We start from the raw sequence: 23,590 nt of genomic DNA on the forward strand, positions 1-23,590 counted from the left end.
TTCCTCCCCTTTTTTAACATACCCTCCCCAATCATGAATTTCGGAAACATCGCTTACGCCTTCAGCAAAAGAGTGCATTCGCTGCTGCTGGCCGGCATTCGGATTAGAAATTTTTTCTTAGGAAAATCCGATCCACGGAAACGCTTCCATGCGGAGTTCTTCACCGACAAATACATCCGAAAAAACTTTTTCCCGGACTTCACTTATCACGGCTGCATGGTCGAGGTGGGTTGTGCCACACCTGAGTTGCTGAGCATGAGCCAGCACTTTCGAGAGACTGGCTGGCGTTGCATAGGCGTGGAACCCAATCCCCAGTTCGTCAGTCTGCACAAGGCGCGGGGCAATGAGATTCTCGAGTATGCTGCCTCAGATTTCGAAGCGGACGATGTCGAATTCACCGTGGCGCAGTCGAATGCCGAGTATTCGGACACCGATCTCTCGGCGCACTCCTTTTCATCGCTCAAGATCAAACCTGAATTCATGGGTTACAAAAACGGCGTAGTGAAAAATTACGCTCTCACACCGATCAAAGTTCAGGTGAGAAAGCTCGATAACATACTAGCCCTGCATTGTGCGGAGGTGTCCCGTGTGGACATATTGAGCGTGGATGTGGAAGGATATGAACTGGAAGTCATGAAGGGCTTTTCGCCAGCCAAGTATGGCGTGAGACTCATCGTACTGGAAAACCTGTTCCACAGCCCCGAGTACACGCAGTACATGGAAAGCATCGGCTACAAGCTGCATTCCAAGATCATGTACAACTACATGTACGTGCCAGCGGAGAGCATATCCGGTCCTGAGGAAAATGCCCCTGTTGGCGATGAAAGAAGCTCTGCTGTTGGCGGGACTTCCTCCTCCAGCCTAGGGAAGGCTGCTCCCCTAGGTGCAGCGGACGATCGGCGGACTGCTTCGGCATCACCATTTGCGGCGGAAGGCGGCCTGCATTGCATCATCTGGCTGTTGCTGGCGGGCTTGTTCTGCCACGGACTGTTGCTCACCAATGATGGAGTGACGTGGGACGGTTGGTATGTCCGTGCTTGGTTGCTCGAGAAGTACTGGCGGGAGATGTATGATTTCTTCGCCTCCGTCGGACTGCCTGCCTACGCTTGGCTGAACCATCTCTTTGCCTATGCGGGGGACATTACTGGTGCGTTTATGGTCGTCACCTTGGCCTGCTTGATGATTCAGCCTCCCTGTGTCTATGCGCTGGCCCGGCGCATGGGGGGAATGAACTCGGGCGAGGCGTTTTGCCTCGCGTTACTGTACGCCACCATGCCGTTGTTTACGGCAGCTCAGGAGTTGGTAATGCTTTATTTTGTCATCACTCATTCCTTTTTTTTGCTGGCCTGCTTGGTTGCTGCGTGGGCAACGGATGAGGCTGGTTGGAGGCGCTGGCCGTTACACGCATTTGCTGTCGCGGCCTTCATGGCGAGCTTCTTGAACGCCGCTTTGCTGGTGTTTTACGGCGGCTTTTTCGTCCTCCTCTTCGTCCAGTGGCGTCGTGGCAGGGCCGGTGAGATCGGGCGTGACGCCTTGCGATTTGTCTTGCGGTATGCCGTCTATTTCATCCTGCCTCCGCTAGCCTGGTGGCTGCGTCAAAAGCTGGCACCACAGCACGGCTGGTATGAGCACTACAACAACCCGCTGGAAAATTTCGCGACTATCCTGCCCTCGTTCATATCCTTCTTCAAAAAGTTGATACCTTTTCACATTAAGAACGTGACGATTTGGATATTTCTGAATCTGGGCTTTTGCATCCCTTTGGTTCTGCTTGTCCGATGGATAGCGCGGCGTGGAACAGACGCTTGGCGGATGACTTGCAGCCAGGTGAAAACGCGCCCTCTAATGCAATATGGCGCACTGCTGCTCTTCCTGGCCATCTTTCCGTTCGCTGCGACTGGGAAGGCCTTTGCCTCGCGGCCTGTGGGTGATCCTAGCCGGTATGCGATCCTTCTCGGCCTGCCTGTGTCCATATTGATCTTTGGCGCGCTGAGGCACGCCTTGTATCGCAAGCCGGAGACCGGTGCGCGCTGGTTAGGCCCCGTGTGTGCCGCAGTATCGATCATCCTGGGCATTCAGATTTCACGCGTTTATCTCAAAGAGCGCGCCGTTTGGATCATGAGCCGCTCCATCCTGCACAACGCGCTGCACAACGATGAGATCAAGAAAAGCTCCATCATAATGATGCCTGATTCGCCGCTCTCTGCCCAGATCGTGTATGGCACTTACGCCTTCGGGACTGCTTTTGGCTCACGCGACCGGTTGGTGACCTGGGTGATGCCGGCCAATAAAAAGGAGTTCACGCCCTCAGAAATCGCCTACTTGATTCAATGCACGACGTTGCTACCCAACAGTTTCAACAACATCAATCCGGCAGGCAAGCAGATTCATCTAAAGGTCACGAGCCTGCGCGATTGCGCCGGGGACTGGTCGCTCGCAATGAATTATCTAAAGTGGAGATTGTTTGGCAGCGCACAGGACATGGATATGTTTCTCTCCAGTCTGACGCGGCTTGAAACGCGGCTGATGCGCCCGGCCACTACGATGAAAAATCTGCCGCTTGCGTCTCGTGAATCGACTTCGCCAGCGCCAGTCATGGCAGGAGCCGTCTTCACGAATTCCGTCGGCATGCGCATGATGCCGGTGCCCGGCCTCGGCTGGGCGGCGCGGACGGAAACGAGGCAAGCTGAGTTTGAGCAGCTCATGGGGGCAAATCCCAGTTTTTTCAAAGCCCCCTCGTTGCCCGTTGAACGCGTCACCTGGGATGACGCGGTGAAGTTCTGCCGCCTTCTATCGGAAGCGGAAGCACGAGCGGGCAGACTGCCGGACGGAATGACCTACCGTCTGCCCACTTTGGCCGAGTTCGAAAAGCTGTCCGCAGGCACGGATGCCTCTCAGGCCGTTCTAGCCGACAAAACGATCTACTGGCAGCCGGAGGCCGCTGGTTCTCGTGCTCCGAATGCCCTGGGACTCTGCGATCTAATCGGGAATGTCTGGGAATGGACTGATGATTGGGGAGACAAAAGGAAACTGTTCAAGATGGCGGCGGGGGGGGGCTTTGAAAACAACTCCGCCGAACTGGAGCCACATCACAAACCTTCTGTCGAACAATATGCCCCCGGGGGCTTTGTGGAGCGCCTTCGGGGACCCATTCGCATAGATTATCCAGATCAGGCAGCCTGGAACCGAGGTTTCCGGTGTGTGCTGGGCCGGACCCTGTAAATCAACATTGCTCTCTAAGCCCATTGGCTCTTCCCATGAACATCCGAAAAAGAACCGTCTGCAGACTCTGTGACTCACCCGCTGTCGAACTTGTCTGCCCGCTCAAGCCCACACCCATTGCCGAAAAGTACCGCGCCACACTTGAGGATGCCCAGCAGATTCCATCTGTGTCCCTCGACATGTACCGCTGCACATCCTGCGGTCATGTGCAGCTCCTGGACCTAGTGGATTCCAGCTTCCTTTTCGATGCGGACTACACCTACCGCTCTGGCCAGACAAGGGGCATCATCGAGCACTTCCAGAAGTATGCAGGAGACGCTTGGAACCGTCTTGGATTAAAGGCTGGGGATCTCGTCGCCGAGGTCGGTAGCAACGACGGAACACTGCTTTCCGAATTCAAAGCACGCGGCGCACGTGTCATCGGCGTCGATCCGGCCTGCACGATCGCCCAGGAAGCGATCTCACGGGGCGTCGAGACGATCACCGGCTTCTTCACTCCTGAGGTGGCGGTGCAGATCAAGGCCAAGCATGGTAACGCCAAGCTCGTGGTGGCCAACAATGTCTTCGCACATGCCGACGACCTGCAAAGCATCGCCTATGGTATCTCGCAGCTCCTTGCCGAGGACGGCGTGTTCATGTTTGAGGTCAGCTATGTGAAAGATGTGCTCGATCACTGCCTGCTGGGGACGATTTTCCACGAGCACTTCTCGTACCATGCCGTCAAGCCTATGCAGACCTTCCTGCGCCGATATGGCATGGAGCTTTTCCACGTCGAGCGAAACACCATTCAGGGCGGTTCCATCGTCATGAGCGCTCGTGCAGCCACCGCGCCGCATACCACGGATGCCTCGCTCACCGAGATCCTGGCGATGGAGGAAAGCACCGGGCTGAACAGCCGCTCCGCGCTGGAAGGCTTTGCTGAAAAACTGCGCAAGCTGGAGGAGCAGACCATTGAATTCGTCCGCCGTGTAAAGAAGGAGGGCAAAACCATCGCCGGTTTCGGTGCCGCTCGCAGTGGTACCACCTTGATCGCCCAGCTTGAGATTGGTGATGTGATCGACTGCATCTTTGACGACCATCCGGACAAAGCGGGCAAGTACAGCGCTGGCTTTGGCATCCCGGTTTACAAGACCTCGGAGATCGCCACCCGGAAGCCTGATTTCATCATCATTCTTGCCTGGGTTTTCGCGAAGAAGATCATGGCCTCCAATCCGGCCTACACGGAAGGAGGCGGCCAATGGGTCACCTGCGTTCCTGAGCTGCAAATCAATCCCGTATGAGTTCGCCAGCCTGCCGAGTTCCGCACTGTGGAGGAGCGCTCCAGACCCTTTTGGAGACCGGAGAGCATCCAGTCTCCAATGGTTACATACGCGAGGGTGGAAACGCCTTGCGCAAGCCTCTGACGCTCGCCCGTTGCCCGGCCTGCGGGCTGCTCCAGCTTCCAGACACGTTTTCGGAGGCTGAACTGGCCGCTGCCGTGCCCACTTGGGTGCGTTACAACGAGCCCGAAGCGCATCTCGATGAGGTGGCGACTCTCCTCGCGGACTTGATGCAGGGTGACACTAGCCGTTCGATTGCTGGACTGACGTACATTGATCAATCACTTCAGGACCGGCTGAAAAAAGCTGGCTGGGAGTCTCAAAGTGGGCTTGATGTTTTCAATGGCGCGGATGTGGCTGAACGATGCAGCATCGAGCAAATGCTCGCCGGTGTGCAAAGTGGTCACTGGGGCAAGGAAGGGCAAAAAGTGGATCTTTTGCTCGCCCGGCATGTTTTTGATCACACACGTGATACGGCGGCCTTTTTGCAATTCATTCGTTCCAGCCTCTCCAGCCGCGGTTTGGTCGTTTTTGAGGTTCCGAGTTCGATTGCCGACATTGAGGCATGCAATCCTCTAATGCTTTGGGAGAGCCACGCCAATTACTTCACCCCAGCTACCTTCCTGCGCACCTTGGAGGCCGGTGGACTCAAGATTGAGTTGCATCGTCAATTCACCCCGGGCGGCCCGCCTATTCTCGTGGTGGTCTGCTCCGTAGGTCAGGCAGATGTTTCCATTGCTGGAAAGGCGGAAGACGTCAGTGAAGCCGCTTTGAAGGCCTATGTGGCCCATTTTGCGCCGAATCGCGAAGCACTTCGCGTGAAGTTGGCTGCTTTGAGAGCGAAGCATCCGGTGATTGCCATGCTCGGGGCGGGGCACATCGGGAATCTTTTCCTGAATTTGCATGATCTGGGGCGCTTCCTCGATTGCGCTGCCGATGACGATGGCCGGAAAAGCGGCCTCTTGCTCCCGGGAAGCCAGCTTCCCATTCGTAGCGGAGCTACATTGGCGGGAGTGGAAGGCCTGCTCCTACTCATGGCGGTCAATCCTGCTGTCGAGGAGCGGGCGATCGAACGCTGGCGGCAGCAAAATCCATCCGCTGTGTTTAGTTCCATATTCCCTCAAAGCTCGCGCAGCGTGCTTAAACTTTGACCCACCTTTTTTCATGAGCCAGCTCCTCAACAAAAGCCCGCACTCCTATCAATCATCCCTCCCGTTTGGCAGCTTGGACCGCACCGGGATGCAAGTGGTGGCCGATGACGCCGTGGGTGCGGCGAAGCTTCGTTCGCGGGTTCTTTGCCATCAAGGGCTGCAAGACTGCCCGCAGGAGATGATCATCTGCCTGGAGCCGCAGACTTACATCCGCCCTCACCGTCACTTTGGCCGTGCCGAATCGGGTCTGGGCCTGAGCGGAGCAGCGGATGCCGTGTTCTTCGATGAACAAGGCACCATCACCGATGTTTGGCCCATGGGCACCTACGAGTCCGGGCTACGCTTTTTCTACCGCATCCGAGAGCCCGTGTTTCATTGCCTCGTGGTTCGCGGCGGGCCGTTTGTGTTTCATGAAGTGTCCACCGGGCCTTTCTCACGGGAGCGCACCGAGTTCGCTCCCTGGACGCCACCGGAGGATGATGCAGCAGCCGTTACGGCTTATCTCGATGACCTAGCTCGTCGGATCGACGAGTTTTATGGTTCCAGGAAGCATGGATGACCTTCCTCGCAGTTCAAAACGGATCGCTGTCCTCGGAGTGGACAGCTTCATTGGTTCGCACGTTTTTCATGCCCTGACATCGGCTGGCTATGATTGCATAGGCACGACGCGCCGTGCTGAGAAGGCAGAAGGAAAAGTCCTCCACCTCGATTTGATGGATGAAGCCTCCTGGGCCGGTTTGCGAGCGGCAAAGGCGGACGCAGCGATCGCGTTTTTTGCCATCAGCAAGCTCGATCAATGCGAGGCAGATCCCGCGAGCCATGAGATCAATGCCAGCCGCATTCCCGCATTGCTCGCCAGCTTGTCCGAAGACGGCTGCCGGCCAGTTTTCCTTTCCACGAATTCCATTTTCGGCGGCGAGCGTCCTCTTTGTAACGAGGATGAGCCAGTGGCTCCACTCATCGCCTATTCTCGCCAAAAGCATAAGGCGGAGCAGCGCATTCAAGAGCTTCTGGGTGCCTCGTCCCACGCGATCGTGCGGATCACCCGCACCATCTGTGCCGAGTTGCCGCCGTTCGATGGCTGGCTGCGGAGCTTGTGTGAAGGGGCTACCATCGAGGCGTTTGATGACTTCATTTTTGCCCCGATGACGCTGCCTTTCGTCACAGCGGGGCTGCTGAAAATCGCCCTGAGCGCTGAAGACGGTCTTTTTCATCTCTCGGGCACGGACGTGAGCTACTACGATTTGGCCTGCGAGATCGCCCGCCAGCTCGGCCAGCCGGCGGAGACGGTGATTCGCACCAATTCCGTCACTAAAGGAGTTTTCTTGCGCTTCCGCCCGAGCTACAGCGCGTTGGGCATGCGCCGCACCACGGCGCTGATGGGCCTCGAACCGCTGAGTACAGCCGCCGTGGCCTCGCATCTTATCCTTTCCTCCTCATCCATCCCATGACCCAGAAATGTCCCTGCCATGACTGCCAGAGCGAAGACGTCATCGTTTTCGAAGAATACGAGCGCCTTACCCGTGTGACCTCGGACTGCAAGCCCTGGCCGGCTGGCGGTTCCCTCCAGCTCTGCCGTTCCTGCGGACTGCTGCAATCCGGTGTGAATCCCTTCTGGATCGACGAAATCACCCGCATCTATGCGGAGTATGACTGCCACTATCAGTCCGGCGGTGTGGATCAGGCCGTTTACGATCCGAAGAGCGGCCAGCCCATCAAACGCTCCGACAAGCTGCTGGGCACGCTCGTCGAACGCATGCTGCTCCCGCCTGCCCGCCGACTGGTGGATGTGGGCTGTGGCAGCGGTGCCTTCCTCGCGGCCTGCGGCCAGCATTTGCCCGGCTGGGAACTCGTCGGCCTGGAGCAGGCGGCCAAGTACGAGGAGAAAATCCGTTCCTTGCCCGGTGTGGTGGACTTTCAGCCGGTGTCTTTGGACAAGCTGACGGGTGAATACGCCCTCATGACGATGATTCATGTGCTGGAGCATATCCCAGCGCCTGCCAAAAACCTCGCCACACTCAGCCGTCAGCTCGTTGAGGACGGTGTTTTCTTCATCCAGGTGCCATCTTATGAGGAGAACCCTTTCGAACTCGTCGTGGCGGATCACTCTGCGCACTTTTCCGGCAGGCAGCTCCTACGAGTGATCCGTGCGGCGGGCAGCCATGCCAAGCATGAGGAACAGGGCTGGCTGCCGAAGGAACTCAGCCTCGTGGCCTCCAAGTGTGGCACGCCCGAGCGAGAAAAGCCCTCGGAGGCGGAAATCGAGGAAACGGCCTCTTTTGTGCGCCAACGCCTGCAATGGCTCGAAATGGTCTCCACCGAGGCTCGGAAGCTCATGGCGAAGAAGCCGTTTTCCATCTTTGGCACCTCCATCGCCGCCAACTGGCTTCTCGGCGTCATCGGTGCTGATGCGGTGGATTTCTTTGTGGATGAAGATCCGGGCCGCAAGGGCCTGAAGCACTGCGGGAAGCCGATCATCACCCCTGACCAGATTCCAGATGGAGCGACGGTGTTTGTCCCGCTGGCACCTGCGGTGGCGGCTTCTGTGCACGCACGGCTTTCCAACCCGCGTTTCTCCCTGGTGGTGCCCGGATTGTGATCTGATCCATGACGGGAGCACCTCCATCGCCCACAAGCCCACAGATCGGGCCGAGCCGTGTCGTGTACGAAAACAAGTACCAAACGGTGACGGCCGTGCGGGTGAATTTCGGCAGCTTTGAGAAGGAAATCTTCGTCAATGACCATGGTATCCGTGCCGGAGTATTATTTGTGCGTGGAAACGAGGTGCTCATGGTGAGTCAATACCGTCTGCTACCGCGTGACATGGCATGGGAGATCCCAGGAGGTCGCATTGATGCGCACGAGGCTCCCGAAGCTGGGGCGATGCGGGAGGCTTTGGAGGAAACTGGGCTCCGTGGACGCGTGCTGCATCCGCTGGTATTCTTCATTCCAGGCCTAGATACCTGTGACAATCCCACACACGCCTTCTGGTGTGATGATTTCGAGGCCGCCACGGCTGGCGGTGCTCACGGGGACCCACACGAGATCGAAGGCCAGGCCTGGCTGCCATTCCAGGAATGTCTCGACATGGTATTCAACCGCAGAATCATGGACAGTATGACGATTACCGCTTTGCTTGCATGGCAGGCCGTGCAAAGCCGTGTCCCGCAAGCGTCCCTTTCCTCTCCTTCATGAGTCTCGAAGCAATCACAGCAGAAATCCAGAGCCAGGCCCCCTCAGGTGCCACGGTGGTCTTTGTCCACGGTAACTTCAATATCCTGCATCCGGGCCATCTCCGGCTGCTCCAGTTTGCCCGTGAGTGCGGTGATTTCCTGGTCGTCGGCGTGCATACGAACCGCATGGCTGCCAGTGCAGCGCTGCTGGATGAGGGGCACCGCCTGGAAGCTGTGAAGGCGAATAACTGGGTGGGACATGCTTTCCTTCTCGATGTGCCACCGGCGGATTTCGTCGCTGTACTGAAGCCTGATGTCGTGGTCAAAGGCAAAGAACATGAGAGCCGCTACAATGCTGAGGTGGAGGTTCTGGCGGCCTACGGTGGCAAATTGCAGTTTGGTTCTGGTGAGACGGTTTTTTCCGCCTCCACATTGCTACTTCAGGAGTTGTCCCAGGTCGATGCACTGCCACTGGTACTACCACACGCGTTTCCTGAGCGTCACGGCTTTACACTCAACTCGCTGGAGTCCATTCTGCGCGGCGCGGGCAAGGTCCGCATCGGCGTGATCGGGGATGTCATCATTGACGAATACATCACCTGCGACCCGCTCGGCATGTCGCAGGAGGATCCTACCATCGTCGTCACACCGGTGGGATCAGACCGATTTCTGGGCGGGTCGGCCATCGTCGCCGCGCACTGTGCCGGCCTCGGTGCACAAGTGTCCTATTTCTCCATCACCGGCGACGACGCCTTGCATGAGTTCGTCGAAAGCAAACTGGCGGCCTACAAGGTGGCCAGCCACCTAATCAAGGATGATACGCGCCCGACGACACTAAAACAGCGTTTCAGGGCCTCCGGCAAGACACTCCTGCGTGTCAATCACCTGCGCCAGCACGGCATCCGCCGGGATCTCCAACAGCAGTTGCTGACGCAGCTCATCCCGGTGCTCGACAATCTCGACGTGCTGGTGTTTTCCGACTTCAACTATGGCTGCCTGCCACAAGTGTTGGTGGACGAGATTACCACTGAAGCTCGCAAACGCGACGTGTTGCTCATGGCAGACAGCCAATGCTCCTCGCAGATAGGTGACGTCTCGCGCTTTAAAGACGTGGACCTCCTCACACCGACGGAAATGGAGGCGCGGGTAAGCACCCGCGATCATGAGGCCGGCCTCGTGGTGTTGGCGGAACGACTGCGCCAGCAAGCAGGAGCCAAAAACATCCTTCTGAAACTCGCAGGCGAGGGTGTTCTCATCCACGCCACCGGCAAGGGTGATGCTTGGCACACCGACCAACTCCCCGCCTTCAACCATCTGCCCAAAGATACCGCTGGTGCGGGTGACTCGTTGCTGGCCGCCGCCGCGCTGACCATCGCGCTCGGCGGTGGCATCTGGCAGGCTGCTTTCCTTGGATCTCTTGCCGCTGCATGTCAGGTCTCCCGCATCGGTAACACGCCACTTTCCACCGCCGAACTCCTGCACGCCCTGCATTCATGAATGCTCTTCTCCTCGCCGCAGGCAAAGGCACCCGCCTTCGCCCACTTACCGAACACACGCCCAAATGCCTCGTGACAGTCGGCGGCCTGCCCCTCATGGACATTTGGCTGGCAGGCCTTTGGCAGGCGGGCTTCACGCGCTTCCTGATCAACACCCATCATCTCTCCAAGATTGTTGAGGCATATCTTGCCCGTCATCCACTGCATGCGTCAGTGGAGACGGTATTCGAGACCGAACTGCTCGGCACGGCAGGCACACTGGCCGCAAATAAAGATTTTTGCATGCAGGGCACGACATTGATCGCCCACGCGGACAATTTCTGCATGTGCGACTGGAGTCAGTTCCTCCACGCACATGCCCATAGGCCTGCTGGCACTGTGATGAGCATGATGACCTTTCGCACGCCCACGCCGCAGAGTTGCGGCATCGTCCAGCTTGATTCACGTCGAGTGGTCGAACGTTTTTTTGAAAAACCCTCTCTCCCGCCGGACAATCTTGCCAATGCTGCCATCTATCTCATCGAGCCAGCGGTCATGGAACTCCTGCTGGCAAGCAATCCGCCAATGACCGACATCAGCACCGAGTTGATCCCCAAGCTCCTCGGCAAAATCAACACCTGGCACAATGACGAAACCGTCATTGACATTGGCACCGAGGCCAGCCTTCAATACGCTAACGATGTCTGTAGAGATTTGGCATACTCCTTTAGCGGCTCGATCGTTAGCTGAAGCATTACACCTTAAATCACTCCGCATGAAACTGGGACGATGGATCACGCGCACTCGGTTGGTTTCAAAGCCGCCGTTTATTCTGAATGCACAAGCATTATACGAGCGTGCTCAGGCAAGTCTTGAATGCGGCGATTGGGCATTGGCTGTAGAAGGTTTTCTAAAGGCCTCAGAGATCGTGCGCAGTTGGGCTGATCCCTGCCGACAACTGGGTGAACTCGCGGTGCGTTTGCGGCAGCCAGATGAAGCTGTCATGTGGTTTGTAGAGGGGCTTCGTCGCTCGCCTGAAGACATTCGTCTTCATCACAGCTATCTGGCTGCACTGTTGTTGTCCGATCCAGCACATTGCGAGCGACTGCTCGATGTAAGTCAGGGGAAATTGCCAGTTGTACCAATCGGACACGATGCTGTCTGGCGAAAAAAACTCACAACAGCATTTCCCCAACCGAGGCTTCACCCCGCCAGCGGGTGCCACGAACAAATCCCTCGTGGCATAGAGATCGGCGCCGTGGTCCGAACCCTGGAGGTATTCACAAGGTCGTGGAGTTATGACAATGATCGAGATGGTGTCCGCACTGTCCAAGAAGCAATCCATCAATGGCGGATGCAAATTGCAGATGAACGTGGCAGCCATCGGCTTCAACTCGACCCGGAGTGGATTTCAAATATCGGTCAGCTCGCATTTATGGGCGTCATCGCAAAATTCGGGCGATTGGGTTTGTTGCAGGACCATAGCCCGCTGCTGCCTCCAGTAGCGTCTGGGCCAGCGGCAAACATGGCGATGTTGGAGTATTGGAGCGACCTGTTTACTTCGCCCCCCCTAGCGCAACCATCCGCGAACGCGCTCGAACCAATGGTGCAAGTTTGCAATTACCTGAAGTTGACTGACGGGCGCTCGCTTTTGTTATATGAGGAAGCTGCCCCTCTGGCGGAACAGCTTTGGGCGCAGCACGGCCTCCCGCCCATTTTGCAGACCAGAGCGGAACATCTATCACGCGGTCGGGAGTGCTTGGAACAATTGGGAGTTCCAAAGGAAGCGTGGTTTGTCACCATGCACGTGCGCGATCAGGGGTTTTATGGCAAAGGCTGTGATCCAGGGCGCTGCGCTGACATCCTGACCTACCTACCGTCCGTCCGTATGATTCATGAGCAAGGTGGCTGGGTCGTACGAATTGGCGATGTTGGCATGAAGCCGCTGCCCGCTTGTCCTGGGCTGGTGGATTACCCTCACTCCGCTCACAAGAGCCCATGGATGGACGTATTTCTGATGAGTCAGTGCCGGTTCTTTATTGGCACCAATTCTGGCCCAGCATTTGTACCACCGCTGTTTGGAGTACCCTGCCTTTATACCAATTGGTTTCCATTTAGCTTGTGTCCTTTTATCGCTGGCAACTTGTTGATCCCTAAACTTTACTGGAATGAATCTGAGCATCGTCATCTTACTTTTGCAGAGATGATTCAAATGCCGCTTTGGCTCTCCTTTCATCTGAAATCGCTCAAACGACGCGGACTTGCTCTCCAGGATAACACCCCTGAAGAAATCCAAGCTGCGGTCACACAGATGCTTCAAAAAGTGCAAGGTACTTCACTGGTTAATCAGGATGATGAACTGCGGCAAAAGCGCCTAGCTGACATAGCCAGCGCCTATCCCTGGGCCTGGAGCCTCCGGCTGGGCAAGGATTTCTTAGAGGCACACGAGCTGCTGCTGGAAGCACCGCCAACTCGAGGGGCTTCTGCATGAAGGTATTACTCATCAAGCTCAAGAACATCGGGGACACATTGTTACTCACCCCAACAATTCTAGGCATCAAACAAAGGTATCCACACGCTCATATAGCGGTGCTGGTGCGCAGCGGCACAGAATCCATCCTTCTTGGCTGTCCAGAACTCGACGAGGTGTTGCTCTCCGCGTCACCTGAAAAACAAAAACGATCCCAGGCTCTGCTCGGAGACTTGAAAACTCTCAGACACATTCGTGCTCAACAGTATGACTTCGTCTTCGAGCTTACGGATAATGATCGAGGTCGCTGGATAGCGATGTTTAGCAAAGCTAATTGCCGCGTTGCTAGTGCTTACGGGCGGCCCGTCCCCTGGTATTTCAAACATGGTTTTACTGATTTTAGCACAACGAACTGGCACATGATGCATCGCGTCGAAAAGGACTACCGTCTTGTCAGTGAATTCCTACCACTCCCGGAACAAATTTCTCCTCTCGCCTTTGATCCTCCGTCTGGGTATGATCCTCTTGTTACAGAGGAACAGAGTTACATCATCATTCACCCCGTCACGCGTTGGAGACGTAAATCTTGGCCCACTGAATCTTGGGTTAAAGTTGGTAGATACCTAATCTCACTCGGCTACCGCTGCATCATTAGCTCAGGTCCTGATGAGTATGAGATTGGACTCGCTGATGAAATAACCCAAGCACTGGGCGATAAAGCCGTTTCTACACGTGGACAGCGATCATGGGGTGAACTGGCGCGGCTTATGCGGGGCGCCCGCCTTTTCGTTGGTCTCGACACAGCGGCAATGCACCTAGCCGCAGCCTGCCAGTGCCCTATCGTTGCTTTATTTGGCCCATCGATTGAGCATCACTGGAGTCCCTGGAAGACTCCACATGAGATTGTCAGCCCAGGCGGCTTACTGCACTACAATTACCCCGACTTCATTTATGACGCTGAGAAACGCAAAATGGAGGACATCCTCGCTGCGGATGTGATCGCGGCCTGTGATCGGATGCTCGCGAAGAGGGGGGGCGGGGCGTGAAATGGCTCGCGTTGACTTTTGGGGGGGCTAGCACGCTTTACCGCGTAGAACAGTATGTGTCGCTGTTGCGGGATTTGGGCATCGAACTGGTGTGTAGGCCCGCAGAAGAGCTTTCGGCCATTTCGGGCTTCGCGGAGTACGATGGCATCTTTCTTCAAAAGAAGCTTCTCTCGTGGTCGAATCGTCGCCGCATCGCGCAGAGTGGTTTGCCGGTCATTTTTGACATTGATGACGCTACCTGGCATCCGCTGGAGAAAGAACATCACTTCCTCACTCGCTGGCGCACGCAGCGCAGGCTCACGGCATCGCTGAAACTGTCTCAGCTTGCGCTTCCGGCGAACGAATACCTCGCGGCGCATCTGCGAAAAGATCATCCGCGAGTCGAGGTACTACCGATGACGATGCCGCTGGCGGATTGGCCACCTATGGCGGAGAAAAGCGGACCCGTGGTGCTCGGCTGGGCGGGAGCGCCGGGGAATCATTTTCAACTCCGCAGCATCGATGCCGCCCTTGCGCAGGTGAAGGCAGCAATGCCGGAGGTGACCGTGTGCATTTTCAGCGGCGTGCGGCCTGAGATGCGCACGGCGATCGAATTTGTGCCTTTTGATCTGAAAAAGCAGACGGAGGTGCTGCACAGCTTTAGCATCGGCCTGCTGCCACTGCCGGACACGGCTTTCAATCACGGCAAATCGCCTATCAAAGCCCTGCAATACATGGCGGCGGGTATTCCATGCGTCGCATCAGCCCTCGCGGGCACGGTGGAGATGATCGGTGAGCAAAACGGCGGCGCTCTCCATGCCGCGAACGAGGCCGAGTGGACGCACAATCTGCTGCAACTCGCCCGCGATGCCGCGCTGCGCCAAAAAATGGGCCAACAGGCTCGCGAGCGATTTGAGGCCCACTTCACCGCCGAGGCTACAGCGCACAAATTGGCTGTTTACATGCGTGAACTGGCTAAAAGCACCTCCAGATGACCGCCCCTCAATTCAACGCCTCCAAACTGCGCCGTGCGCTGCTTTGTCTTAACAAAGACAGCCGCCGTGACTTTCGTTTCTTTCGCCAGTTCCCGCATAATCCGCTACGTACCTTCCTCGACATCGGTGCGTATCACGGGGAGTTCACCGACCGCGTATTGCGGCACTACCCGGTGGAGAGAGTACACCTCTTCGAGCCATTCCCGGACTCGATCTCGCTTTTGAAGACGCGATATCAAAACGAGCCACGATGCACGGTGCATCCCTTCGCGCTTTCCGATACGAGCGGCTCCACGGCGCTGCATGTGCTCAATCACGCGGATTCCAGTTCGCTGCTCGATCCCGCGGCGGATGCGGGTGCTGTTTTGCACCGCGAATTCCGCGAGGTGAAGCAAACGCCCATCGAAATGCGCCGTTTGGATGAAATCCCCGGTATAGCAGACGTGCCGCACTATGACTTGGCTAAGATAGACGTGCAAGGTGCCGAGCTGAAAGTGTTACGCGGCTTCGGCGCACTACTGGAGCGCATTCAGGCCATCTACATTGAGGTGAACTTCACATCGCTTTACCAAGACGGCGCGGTGTTTTGTGAAACGCATGCCTTTTTGGAGCAGGGTGGCTTCAAGCTCGGTTTCATTCAGGAGTTCCGCCGGAATGAAGTGGGCGTCATGATCTACGCCAACGCTTACTATTTCAGGACTGGTGCACGATGACGTTGCAGTTCTCAGACACCTATGGCTTGGTCTGCACCTCAAACTTCGTTCTGAGCCTTCTTCGTTTTCGTGGACAGCAAAAGTGGGGTAACTACCCAAAGCAGCATGAACACGACGGGAACGAAAAAACGCGCCCATGACGAGCAGTTCAAACGCGATGCAGTCGCACTGCTCGATAGCGGTCGCAAGGCCGCCCAGCTTGCCCGGGAACTGGGCATCTCTCCTTGGAACCTGCGCGCCTTGGAAGGAACGCTACGGCACTGGAGATCGCAGCCCTGCGCCGCGAACTCGAATCCATCCGCGCTCAGAATTACATTTTAAAAAATCTGGCCATAGTAGCCCAACCAGAAGGCACCGTTTCGTCCTCATCCAAACCCTCCACCACGAGCAACCGCGCATGATCCTCGCCAAAGCCTGCCAAGCCCTCGGCGTCAGCCGCAGCGGCTACCATGCCCACCTGCGCAAGCACCAGTGCCCACGCCGCCGCTAGGACTCGCTGCTCGCTACCGAGGTCTGCGCCGCCTTCAGCGCCAGCCGCAGCACCTACGGATCGCCACGCCTCATGCACGCCTTGCGCGCCAAGGGCCTGCGCCACGGCAACAACCGCATCGCCCGGCTCATACAATTGGCCGGATTTTGCACAGGAGCAGACCAGACCGGTCAGTTTCGTCAGAGGCGACCAAAGCCTTGTCCATGAGCGTGTTGTAAGGCCGACGCCACTCAGTGGAATGAGCGGCTATGGCATCGGCAATTTTCGGCTCTCGATGGTCGCGCACCCATTGCACGATTTGCTGCGGGTGCGTCTTGGGTGCAGCCTCCCAGTCGGCATCGTGGAGCAAGCCAGCGATTCCGAAGGAATCTTCGTTGTCGCCGTGTTGGGAAGCGATGTGGCGCATTACAGCCTCAACGGCGGGGCAGTGGTTGATTAGACCTGGGCTTTTGACCCAGTCATGGAGGACTTCAAGTGCTGTGCTTCTATTAAGATTCACAGCCATCCCATAGGGTGGTCGTGCAGAAGGGTGTGAAGTATGCTGACTGAGAGCGATCAGCGGTTTGATTTGGAGTGCGATGTCAAAACCAAAACACACACATGCCACCCATGCCACCCAGCCACCACATCAACGTTCTCGGCCAGATACTCAAGCTCATACCGCGCAGTATCATCAGCACCGCCGCCAGGAGACCGGCGTGGATGCCAAGGCGCGAACCTTCAGTGCCCTGAGCCTCCTCGGCACGATGATCTTCGCCCAGCTCGTCCACGCTCTGAGCCGCAACGACATCTGCGACTGGTTGCGGCTCAAGACCCGCGCCATCGCCGCCTTCGGCCTCACCCCGCCCTCGCGCAACAACCTCTCCTACGCCAACAAGGAGCGCGACGCACTCTTCACCGAGCTGGTCTTCTGGCGCACGCTGGAACATCTGCACCATTGCGATGCGAGCTTTGGCTCCCAGCGGCCAGGCGGCGGTTCACGCGCTCCGCTTCACCGTTTCAAAGTGAGGATACATGCCGTCGATTCCACCGTGATGGAGCTGGTGGCCAACTGCATGGGTTGGGCCAGACACCGCCGCAGCAAGGCCGCCGCCAAGATGCACCTGAGCTTGAGCTTGAGCTTGAACAGCTTCCTGCTCACCTTCGCCATCGTGGGCAGCGCCGGCGAGCACGACAACAAGCGCGCCCGCGAGCTATGCGCTGGTCTGTTGGAGGGCGAGGTGGTCGTCTTTGACAAGGCTTACGTGGATTTCGCCCACCTGCATGATCTCGATTTGCGCGGCGTGCAGTGGGTCACCCGCGCCAAGGACAACTTTTTACTACCGCGTCCTGCGCAACCTGCCAGTGATCAATGGCTGCGGCATTGTGAAGGATCAGATCGTCAAGCTCACCGCGACAAAGTGGAAGCCGTTCTCCGGATTGAGCGTGCGGCGGGTCGAGGCCTGGGTGGAGGTAGAGGGTGAGAAGCGCCTGATGGTCTTCATCAGCAACAACAACACCAACTGGAGTCCTCGCAGCGTCTGCGACTTGACTCAGTCGCCGCCTCACGGCTCCTGCGGGCTGCTCGTTCCTCGCCGTCTATCTCGCAGCCCGCCGGGCTGCTCGGTTCTACCGCGCCCGCTGGGACATCAAGGTGTTCTTCAAGCAGGTGAAGCAGACGCTCAAGCTCGGCGACTTTTTGGGTCACAACGCCAACGCGATTCGCTGGCAGGTGTGGACGGCGCTGCTGGTGTATGTGCTGCTGCGCTTCGCCGCGCACATGAGCCTGTGGGGCCACAGCTTCACGCGGCTCTTCGTGGTGGTACGCGCGGCGATGTGGGAACGGCTCGATCTGCTTGGCGTTTTACAAAGCTATGGGACAGCAGGTGGCAGTTTCAAGATGCTCGGCAGCCCGCATACCTCGTGGTTGCCAGGGTTTGAGCCTGCAGGCACACGATCTCATGGGACAGCACCCGCGTGATTTCACCCACGAAGTCACGCCGTAAGACACAAAACCTCAACTCGACCCCCAGCGATTTTTATCCACACTGCCTGTTCAAACCACCAGCTTGCCCTTCATTTTCCGAAGGCTATGGGATGGCTGTGAGTTCAATCTATTAATCCGGTAAATAGATAGCACGCTTTATGAGGCTGTGCTAAAGGGGCGTCCGCATGAAGCTGCACAGGAGAAGGAAGTGCGCAGGCGCATCACTGACAGCCGAACGAAGTGAGACAGCCAGCCACAGGCTGCCCGAAGGGCGAGCGTAGCGAGGCAACCTGCCCGAGCAGTTGAAGCTACCCTTTGCTCTGTGGACCCGCAAAGCTGTCGCCCAACTGCTGGACAATCGCTTCGGACTCAAGCTGCCAGTGCGCACCATGGGGCTGTATTTGAAGCGCTGGGGGTTCACCCCTCAGAAGCCATTGAAGAAGGCCTACGAGCAGCGCCCCAAGGAAGTCAAAGCCTGGCTGGAGCAGAAGTATCCGCAAATCGCAGCGCAGGCCAAGGCCGAAGGGGCCGAGGTTTATTGGGGAGACCAGACCGGCGTCAACAACCAGCCCAATGCCGTGAGAGGCTACGCACCACGCGGAGAGACGCCCGAGATCAAACAGATGTCCAAACGCTTTGGCAACTCGATGATGAGCGCGGTGAGCAACCGGGGAAGTTCGCGGTGGATGGTTTACAAAGGGGCGCTGGACGCGCGGCTTCTCATCCGCTTTTTGGAGCGGTTGGTTCGCTCGATGCAGGGGCGCAAAGTGTATCTCATCCTCGACAACCTGCGGGTGCATCACAGCAGGTCGGTGAAGGAGTGGCTGGAGCAGCATCAGGAGCAGATCGCGGTGCATCACCTGCCCAGTTACAGTCCAGAACTCAATCCCGACGAGAGGCTCAACCGTGCGCTGAAAAGCAAACTGGGACAGCTTCCCGCCGCGCGGAATGAGCGGGAGTTGCAAAAGCAGATCATCGGTCAGATGCGCTCGTGCCAGAAACAGCCCGAACAAATCCGTGCCTTCTTCAAATCCACCTCAACAAACTATGCCGCTTGACGGCCTATCTTGCTGCCGGATTAATAAAATCAACAATCGGGTGCTCATCAATCGTCAATCCAAGAGGTTCACACTGACATTTTGGTTCATCAGGGAAGTTGGTGCGTTCACTGTAGGTGTTGATCGAGCACCGCCTCCATCATGCACGGCCATGTGGACTGCAGCAGCCTGCTGCCGCTTTTCCGAGGCAGCCTGCTGCCGCCGGAGACTCCTGATGGACGATGAACACTGACCTCTAGCACCCATTGAGAAAGCGCTTCAGCTCAGCATCCCATCCCATGCCCGACGGCCAGCAGGCTGGCCTCCCGAAAGCGGCAGCAGGCTGCCGCAGTCCATGTCACCCCCCAGCCAGTCTGAAAAACTCATCCGAGCGTCGAGGGCACTCTCCGCACCCACTTCCTGGATGAACCGACTTTTTGCACTCACATCTGCTCATTCCTCAGTGCTCAGTGTCTTGCTTTACGAGGCAAAAGATCCAACTGAGCACTTTGCTTGGAAGCCCCCTAAAACAAACTGATCTGCTTCTATCCAGCGAGTGCGGAACTCGACCAAATCCCCTCACTCCCGCGTGATCGTCTCATCGAGGTTCAGCAGCACACGGGCAACGACTGTCCAGGCGTCTGCGGCTTGGGTGTTTCCGGACGCGCGGTGCTTTTGGCGGCTCAGAAGATCCAGCAGGGCTTGGGATTCTTTCGGCGTCGGGAGGCGTGAGGTGCAGAGTTGGAAGCCTGTCTCGATGCGCTTCTGCGCGGACTCACCGGCGGCTTGCATGCGCTTGGCCAGTGCTGCTGCGGCCTCCAGGCTCATCGTCTCATTCAGCGTCATCAGCGCCTGCAGCGGGGTATTGCTGCGGGCACGGCGGATGCAGGATGCCTCGCCATTGGGCACATCAAAGGTGCTCAAAAACGGATACGGTGTGCTCCGGCGACGGAAGACATACACCGCACGTCGATACTGCTGCGAATCAGCCTCCACCCGCCAGGGGAATGGCGCATAGCTGGCGGGCTTCTCAAACAAAAAGGCCGGAGCAGGCGGCATCACAGGCCTACCACCTACCTGCGCATGAAGTAGCCCACTCACGGCGAGCTGAATGTCCCGCACCACCTCGCCCTCCACCCGCAGGCGTGATCCACGGCCGAGGAGTCGATTGTAGGGATCGAGCTCAAAGGACTTCCGATTGGCATCCGTGATCGCAGAGCTCTGCTGATAGGTCTCACTCGTGACGATGAGGCGATGCAGCTTTTTGAGGCTCCAACCACTGTCCATGAACTCCACCGCGAGCCAATCCAGCAGCGCCCGGTGCTGCGGCACCTCTCCCTGTGTGCCGAGGTCTTCGGGCGTATTGATCAAGCCGGTGCCAAAGTAGGACTGCCACACCCGATTCACCACCGCACGGGCCGTGGTGGGTGAATTCCGCGCCGCCAGCCACCTCGCAAAGGTCAGGCGTGATCCATCTGCCCCCTGCGGCAGCGCATGCAGCATCGCCGGCACTCCGGCACTCACCCTTGCCCCTGGCTTGGTGAAATCACCGCGCTTCAGCATCGTCGTCATGCGTGGAGCATCGCGTGCATCCAGCACCAGGCTCGTGGTGCCCTCAGGGTGCTTTTTCCAAGCTGCCTCGATCAGATCATTCGCGGGCTTCCATTCCGGCACGGTCGTGCGAAAAGCCGCAAAGGCATCCTTCACTCCAAAAAGCGGATCAGCCACGGCATCCGCCGCATCCGTGCTACTCACACGGTAGCGGCCCAGATTCATCGTTTGCAGATCATCGCTGTTCCAGCCGCCGTGTTTCATGCTGAGGCCGATGGTGAGCTCCTCGCCCGGTTTGACCTCGATGGGCTTCTCCAGCGTGAAAACGGCATTGCGCGGCACATTGCGCCTGCCAGGACCCGCGTCGATGCCCCAGGCCGTTTTGTCGTCACCGTCGATGGCGTAGCTCACCGGCCCGGTCACGCGTTGATCCTTTGCCGCATCCTGATCCCGCGCAAAAGCCACCAGCGGCGTCTTTTCCGGCTCACCGAAGTCCGCTGTCGCCTTCACGAATTTCAATGCACTGCCCTTCAGCGTGGCATTGAACTCCGTGAGGGCTGCGGTGCCCTTCTGTGAGCGACCGGGGCCATAGGCAGGCAAGTTGGGGTCATTCATCAGCTCGATACGGAAGGCGCGGATCATGCGTGGCTGATCCAGCTTCACGGCGAACTTCACCTCACTCCGCGTCGGGGCATAACCCTGGGCCAAAATGCTGCCATCCGGCTGCCGCAGTGCTTTTTCACCACCAGCGGGATCATCTTCAAACTTCAGCGTGCTCCATTTCACCTGCGGCAGGGTGGCGAGCCAGCCTTGCTGCCGCTTCTGCCAATCTGAGTTCTCGTGCTTCAGCTTCTCTTCCAGCGATTTGACCTCTGTGAGCACTTGGGAGCGAGCTTGCAGCTCCGCAGGTGTGTACACGACCCGCCAGGGCTCGTTGTCGTTGTTCAGAAAGGCAAACATCCGGTAATACTCCTCCTGCGTGATCGGATCGTACTTGTGATCATGGCATTGCGTGCAGCCGATCGTCAGACCGAGGATGCTTTTCCCGATCACATCCATGCGATCAAACATCGCCTCCATGCGGAACTGCTCTGGATCGACGCCACCTTCCTCATTGATCATGCTGTTGCGCAAAAAACCCGTGGCCACGATCTGGTCCTGCGTGGCACCAGGGAGCTGATCCCCCGCTAATTGCTCAATGATGAACTGATCATACGGCAAATCACGATTGAAGGCGCTGATCACCCAATCACGATAAAACCAGATATGCCGCAGGGGGTCCTTTTCATACCCATTCGAGTCCGCGTAGTGCGCCGCATCCAGCCAGTGGCGGCCCCAGCGCTCGCCGTAATGGGGGCTGCGCAGGAGCTTATCCACCACGGACTCAGGATGATGAATGGCGGACTGAATTTCCTCCGGCGTGGGCGGTAGGCCGATCAGATCCAGATAGAGCCTGCGAATGAGTGTCTCTGGAGCGGCTTTCGGGGAAGGCTGCATCCCCTGCTCTGCCAGCTTTGCCCGGATGAAGGCATCAATGGGGTGCGGAGCTGTTTTCGGCACCGCAGGTCTCACTGGTGGCTGAAAAGCCCAGTGATCCGTCTTGAGCTCGATCCGCGCACTCGCGCTATCTGGCCACACCGCGCCCGCATTGATCCAAGCGGTGATTTTTTCGATCTCGGCCGCACTCAGCGGCGCACCTTTGCGCGGCATCTTCATTTTCGGGTCTTTGCCGCTCACCGCGTGGACGAGCAGACTCTCCGCCGCCTTGCCAGGGATGATCGCAGGCCCCAGATCGCCGCCCTTCAGCGCCGTCGGCTTATGATCCAGCCGAAACGCCGCCTCCGACCGATGCGGCCCATGGCAGGAGTAGCAACTCCGCGCAAAAATCGGCTGAATGTCCTTCACAAAATCCACCGCAGGTAAAGCAGCCGGAAAAAGGAGTGAGAGAGCAGGCAGGAATTGTTTCATCCCCCCTTCAACGTCGTCACTGGATGGAGTTTCAAGCGCCGCGCATGGATTTTGCACGCCTCCGGCCCGCATGGAGCGCTCTCTGAGTGGATGTGACTCGGTCTGTTTTCGGGGCACTCTTACCCAAGTGCTCAGTTCTTCGTGCTCCGTTGTTTGCACTCGCGGATGACCATACTTCGCCCACGCCACTGGAAACTAAGCACTAAGCACTAAGCACTGAACACTAAGCACTAGCAGCTTCGCGCAGACCGAGCTCCATCACTGCCCGCGCCTTTGTCGCACGTGCCAGACATCTCGGGCCATGAGGAGAGGATCACGCAGGAAGCGGACCTTACCGCCGGGGATTTCATGCCATGAGATGGGCTCTTCACGGACGGTGCAGCCGCTGTCGAGCAGGGTGGTCAGTAGCTCGACGTCAAAGGCGAAGCCGTGGATGTGCAGCAGCGAGGCAATGCGCTCGAAATCGGCCCTGGGGACCAGTTTTAGCCCGCACTGGCTATCATAGACAGGCAGATCGAGCAGGATGGAGACGACGGTGGCATAGATGCGGCCCAGCACATGCCTGCGCCAATCACGTTCGACATGGCGACCGAGCATTTTCACGCGGGAGGCGATGACGGCTGTGCGTGGCGGGGAGCTGCGTGCGATGCCGATGAGACGAGCGACCTCTGCCGCAGAGCAGGAGCCATCTGCATCGACAAAGGCCAGCCAAGCGGCCTCTTTTTCCTCACGCCAGGCGGAGTAGATGGCACCGCCTTTGCCGTGATTCTCTGCGAGCATGAGCGGGGGGCGGATGAAGGCGTGTTTTTGCAAATAGGGGGCCAGTAATCCGCTCATGGCCTGCTGCTCCTGTGCACCGGAGCCGTCCTCGACGACGCGGATGCTCACTCGGCCGACGCGGGCCATCTCCGTGGCCAACTCATCGAGAAAGGGGCCGATGCGCCCACTCTCCCGGTAACAGGGGATGATGAGCAGGACAGAGTCTGGCATGGCAGCAGCAGGTGACACAGGACATGACGGCGCGGGAGGCTGATT

Annotated in this window: 21 protein-coding genes; 18 read left to right on the plus strand and 3 right to left on the minus strand. The window is 57.8% G+C overall.

Going from position 1 to position 23,590, the window contains the following annotated elements; translation table 11 throughout:
- Positions 1-33: 33 nt before the first annotated feature.
- The 15 genes from IPK32_12250 to IPK32_12320 all read left to right on the plus strand — a co-directional run bounded on the left by IPK32_12250 (position 34) and on the right by IPK32_12320 (position 16,240).
- A complete protein-coding gene (locus tag IPK32_12250) occupies positions 34-3,222 on the plus strand; it encodes an FkbM family methyltransferase (GenBank protein MBK8092721.1) in 3,189 nt (1,062 codons plus the stop codon).
- Positions 3,223-3,257: 35 nt separating this feature from the next.
- Positions 3,258-4,502 carry a methyltransferase domain-containing protein gene (locus IPK32_12255; protein MBK8092722.1) on the plus strand — a complete coding sequence of 415 codons (1,245 nt, stop codon included), beginning with the start codon at positions 3,258-3,260 and terminating at the stop codon, positions 4,500-4,502.
- Positions 4,499-5,692, plus strand: a complete 1,194-nt coding sequence (locus IPK32_12260) for a hypothetical protein (GenBank protein MBK8092723.1) — start codon at positions 4,499-4,501, stop codon at positions 5,690-5,692. The genes IPK32_12255 and IPK32_12260 overlap by 4 nt, the downstream gene beginning before the upstream one ends.
- Before the next feature lie 13 nt (positions 5,693-5,705).
- Complete coding sequence (locus IPK32_12265; GenBank protein MBK8092724.1) at positions 5,706-6,251, plus strand: cupin fold metalloprotein, WbuC family; 546 nt, start codon at positions 5,706-5,708, stop codon at positions 6,249-6,251.
- A complete protein-coding gene (locus IPK32_12270) occupies positions 6,244-7,143 on the plus strand; it encodes a sugar nucleotide-binding protein (GenBank protein ID MBK8092725.1) in 900 nt (299 codons plus the stop codon). Before IPK32_12265 ends, IPK32_12270 begins: the two co-directional genes overlap by 8 nt.
- A complete protein-coding gene (locus IPK32_12275; protein MBK8092726.1) occupies positions 7,140-8,291 on the plus strand; it encodes a class I SAM-dependent methyltransferase in 1,152 nt (383 codons plus the stop codon). Before IPK32_12270 ends, IPK32_12275 begins: the two co-directional genes overlap by 4 nt.
- Positions 8,292-8,299: 8 nt before the next feature.
- Entirely contained in the window at positions 8,300-8,887 is a 588-nt protein-coding gene (locus tag IPK32_12280) for an NUDIX hydrolase (GenBank protein MBK8092727.1), read from the plus strand.
- A complete protein-coding gene (locus IPK32_12285) occupies positions 8,884-10,362 on the plus strand; it encodes an adenylyltransferase/cytidyltransferase family protein (protein MBK8092728.1) in 1,479 nt (492 codons plus the stop codon). The genes IPK32_12280 and IPK32_12285 overlap by 4 nt, the downstream gene beginning before the upstream one ends.
- Positions 10,359-11,090 carry a nucleotidyltransferase family protein gene (locus IPK32_12290; protein ID MBK8092729.1) on the plus strand — a complete coding sequence of 244 codons (732 nt, stop codon included), beginning with the start codon at positions 10,359-10,361 and terminating at the stop codon, positions 11,088-11,090. Before IPK32_12285 ends, IPK32_12290 begins: the two co-directional genes overlap by 4 nt.
- A gap of 25 nt (positions 11,091-11,115) precedes the next feature.
- Entirely contained in the window at positions 11,116-12,831 is a 1,716-nt protein-coding gene (locus tag IPK32_12295) for a TIGR04372 family glycosyltransferase (protein MBK8092730.1), read from the plus strand.
- Positions 12,828-13,856, plus strand: coding sequence for a putative lipopolysaccharide heptosyltransferase III (gene rfaQ, locus IPK32_12300; protein ID MBK8092731.1), 1,029 nt, complete (start codon positions 12,828-12,830; stop codon positions 13,854-13,856). Before IPK32_12295 ends, rfaQ begins: the two co-directional genes overlap by 4 nt.
- Positions 13,853-14,830 carry a glycosyltransferase family 4 protein gene (locus IPK32_12305; GenBank protein MBK8092732.1) on the plus strand — a complete coding sequence of 326 codons (978 nt, stop codon included), beginning with the start codon at positions 13,853-13,855 and terminating at the stop codon, positions 14,828-14,830. The genes rfaQ and IPK32_12305 overlap by 4 nt, the downstream gene beginning before the upstream one ends.
- Positions 14,827-15,543 (plus strand): FkbM family methyltransferase, encoded by a 717-nt coding sequence (locus IPK32_12310; protein ID MBK8092733.1) that lies wholly within the window; start codon positions 14,827-14,829, stop codon positions 15,541-15,543. Before IPK32_12305 ends, IPK32_12310 begins: the two co-directional genes overlap by 4 nt.
- A gap of 105 nt (positions 15,544-15,648) precedes the next feature.
- A complete protein-coding gene (locus IPK32_12315; protein MBK8092734.1) occupies positions 15,649-15,864 on the plus strand; it encodes a transposase in 216 nt (71 codons plus the stop codon).
- Positions 15,865-16,039: 175 nt separating this feature from the next.
- Positions 16,040-16,240, plus strand: coding sequence for a transposase (locus IPK32_12320; GenBank protein ID MBK8092735.1), 201 nt, complete (start codon positions 16,040-16,042; stop codon positions 16,238-16,240).
- Here IPK32_12320 and IPK32_12325 read toward each other — a convergent pair.
- Positions 16,161-16,439 (minus strand): hypothetical protein, encoded by a 279-nt coding sequence (locus IPK32_12325; GenBank protein ID MBK8092736.1) that lies wholly within the window; start codon positions 16,437-16,439, stop codon positions 16,161-16,163. The two genes, IPK32_12320 and IPK32_12325, sit on opposite strands and share 80 nt — an antisense overlap.
- 172 nt (positions 16,440-16,611) lie before the next feature.
- Here IPK32_12325 and IPK32_12330 point away from each other — a divergent pair, with 172 nt between their 5' ends.
- From IPK32_12330 to IPK32_12340, 3 genes are all read left to right on the plus strand, one after another.
- A complete protein-coding gene (locus IPK32_12330) occupies positions 16,612-17,496 on the plus strand; it encodes a transposase (GenBank protein MBK8092737.1) in 885 nt (294 codons plus the stop codon).
- Between the two features lie 185 nt (positions 17,497-17,681).
- A complete protein-coding gene (locus IPK32_12335) occupies positions 17,682-17,993 on the plus strand; it encodes a hypothetical protein (protein ID MBK8092738.1) in 312 nt (103 codons plus the stop codon).
- Between the two features lie 308 nt (positions 17,994-18,301).
- Positions 18,302-19,057: an IS630 family transposase gene (locus tag IPK32_12340; GenBank protein ID MBK8092739.1), complete on the plus strand. Its 756-nt coding sequence runs from the start codon at positions 18,302-18,304 to the stop codon at positions 19,055-19,057.
- A 558-nt stretch (positions 19,058-19,615) separates the two neighbouring features.
- Here IPK32_12340 and IPK32_12345 read toward each other — a convergent pair.
- Both IPK32_12345 and IPK32_12350 read right to left on the minus strand, forming a co-directional pair.
- Positions 19,616-22,555 (minus strand): PSD1 domain-containing protein, encoded by a 2,940-nt coding sequence (locus IPK32_12345; protein ID MBK8092740.1) that lies wholly within the window; start codon positions 22,553-22,555, stop codon positions 19,616-19,618.
- A gap of 258 nt (positions 22,556-22,813) precedes the next feature.
- Positions 22,814-23,545 carry a glycosyltransferase gene (locus IPK32_12350; GenBank protein ID MBK8092741.1) on the minus strand — a complete coding sequence of 244 codons (732 nt, stop codon included), beginning with the start codon at positions 23,543-23,545 and terminating at the stop codon, positions 22,814-22,816.
- Positions 23,546-23,590: the final 45 nt, after the last annotated feature.

Source organism: Verrucomicrobiaceae bacterium (assembly GCA_016713035.1).
Classification (GTDB): domain Bacteria; phylum Verrucomicrobiota; class Verrucomicrobiia; order Verrucomicrobiales; family Verrucomicrobiaceae; genus Prosthecobacter.

Coding starts and splice junctions, on each gene's coding strand:
- IPK32_12290 (MBK8092729.1), top strand. CDS start 10,359: ATGAATGCTCTTCTCCTCGCCGCAGGCAAAGGCACCCGCCTTCGCCCA.
- IPK32_12270 (MBK8092725.1), top strand. CDS start 6,244: ATGGATGACCTTCCTCGCAGTTCAAAACGGATCGCTGTCCTCGGAGTG.
- IPK32_12315 (MBK8092734.1), top strand. CDS start 15,649: ATGAACACGACGGGAACGAAAAAACGCGCCCATGACGAGCAGTTCAAA.
- IPK32_12310 (MBK8092733.1), top strand. CDS start 14,827: ATGACCGCCCCTCAATTCAACGCCTCCAAACTGCGCCGTGCGCTGCTT.
- rfaQ (MBK8092731.1), top strand. CDS start 12,828: ATGAAGGTATTACTCATCAAGCTCAAGAACATCGGGGACACATTGTTA.
- IPK32_12345 (MBK8092740.1), bottom strand. CDS start 22,555: ATGAAACAATTCCTGCCTGCTCTCTCACTCCTTTTTCCGGCTGCTTTA.
- IPK32_12350 (MBK8092741.1), bottom strand. CDS start 23,545: ATGCCAGACTCTGTCCTGCTCATCATCCCCTGTTACCGGGAGAGTGGG.
- IPK32_12325 (MBK8092736.1), bottom strand. CDS start 16,439: ATGCGCCACATCGCTTCCCAACACGGCGACAACGAAGATTCCTTCGGA.
- IPK32_12285 (MBK8092728.1), top strand. CDS start 8,884: ATGAGTCTCGAAGCAATCACAGCAGAAATCCAGAGCCAGGCCCCCTCA.
- IPK32_12250 (MBK8092721.1), top strand. CDS start 34: ATGAATTTCGGAAACATCGCTTACGCCTTCAGCAAAAGAGTGCATTCG.
- IPK32_12255 (MBK8092722.1), top strand. CDS start 3,258: ATGAACATCCGAAAAAGAACCGTCTGCAGACTCTGTGACTCACCCGCT.
- IPK32_12265 (MBK8092724.1), top strand. CDS start 5,706: ATGAGCCAGCTCCTCAACAAAAGCCCGCACTCCTATCAATCATCCCTC.
- IPK32_12330 (MBK8092737.1), top strand. CDS start 16,612: ATGTCAAAACCAAAACACACACATGCCACCCATGCCACCCAGCCACCA.
- IPK32_12295 (MBK8092730.1), top strand. CDS start 11,116: ATGAAACTGGGACGATGGATCACGCGCACTCGGTTGGTTTCAAAGCCG.
- IPK32_12260 (MBK8092723.1), top strand. CDS start 4,499: ATGAGTTCGCCAGCCTGCCGAGTTCCGCACTGTGGAGGAGCGCTCCAG.
- IPK32_12280 (MBK8092727.1), top strand. CDS start 8,300: ATGACGGGAGCACCTCCATCGCCCACAAGCCCACAGATCGGGCCGAGC.
- IPK32_12275 (MBK8092726.1), top strand. CDS start 7,140: ATGACCCAGAAATGTCCCTGCCATGACTGCCAGAGCGAAGACGTCATC.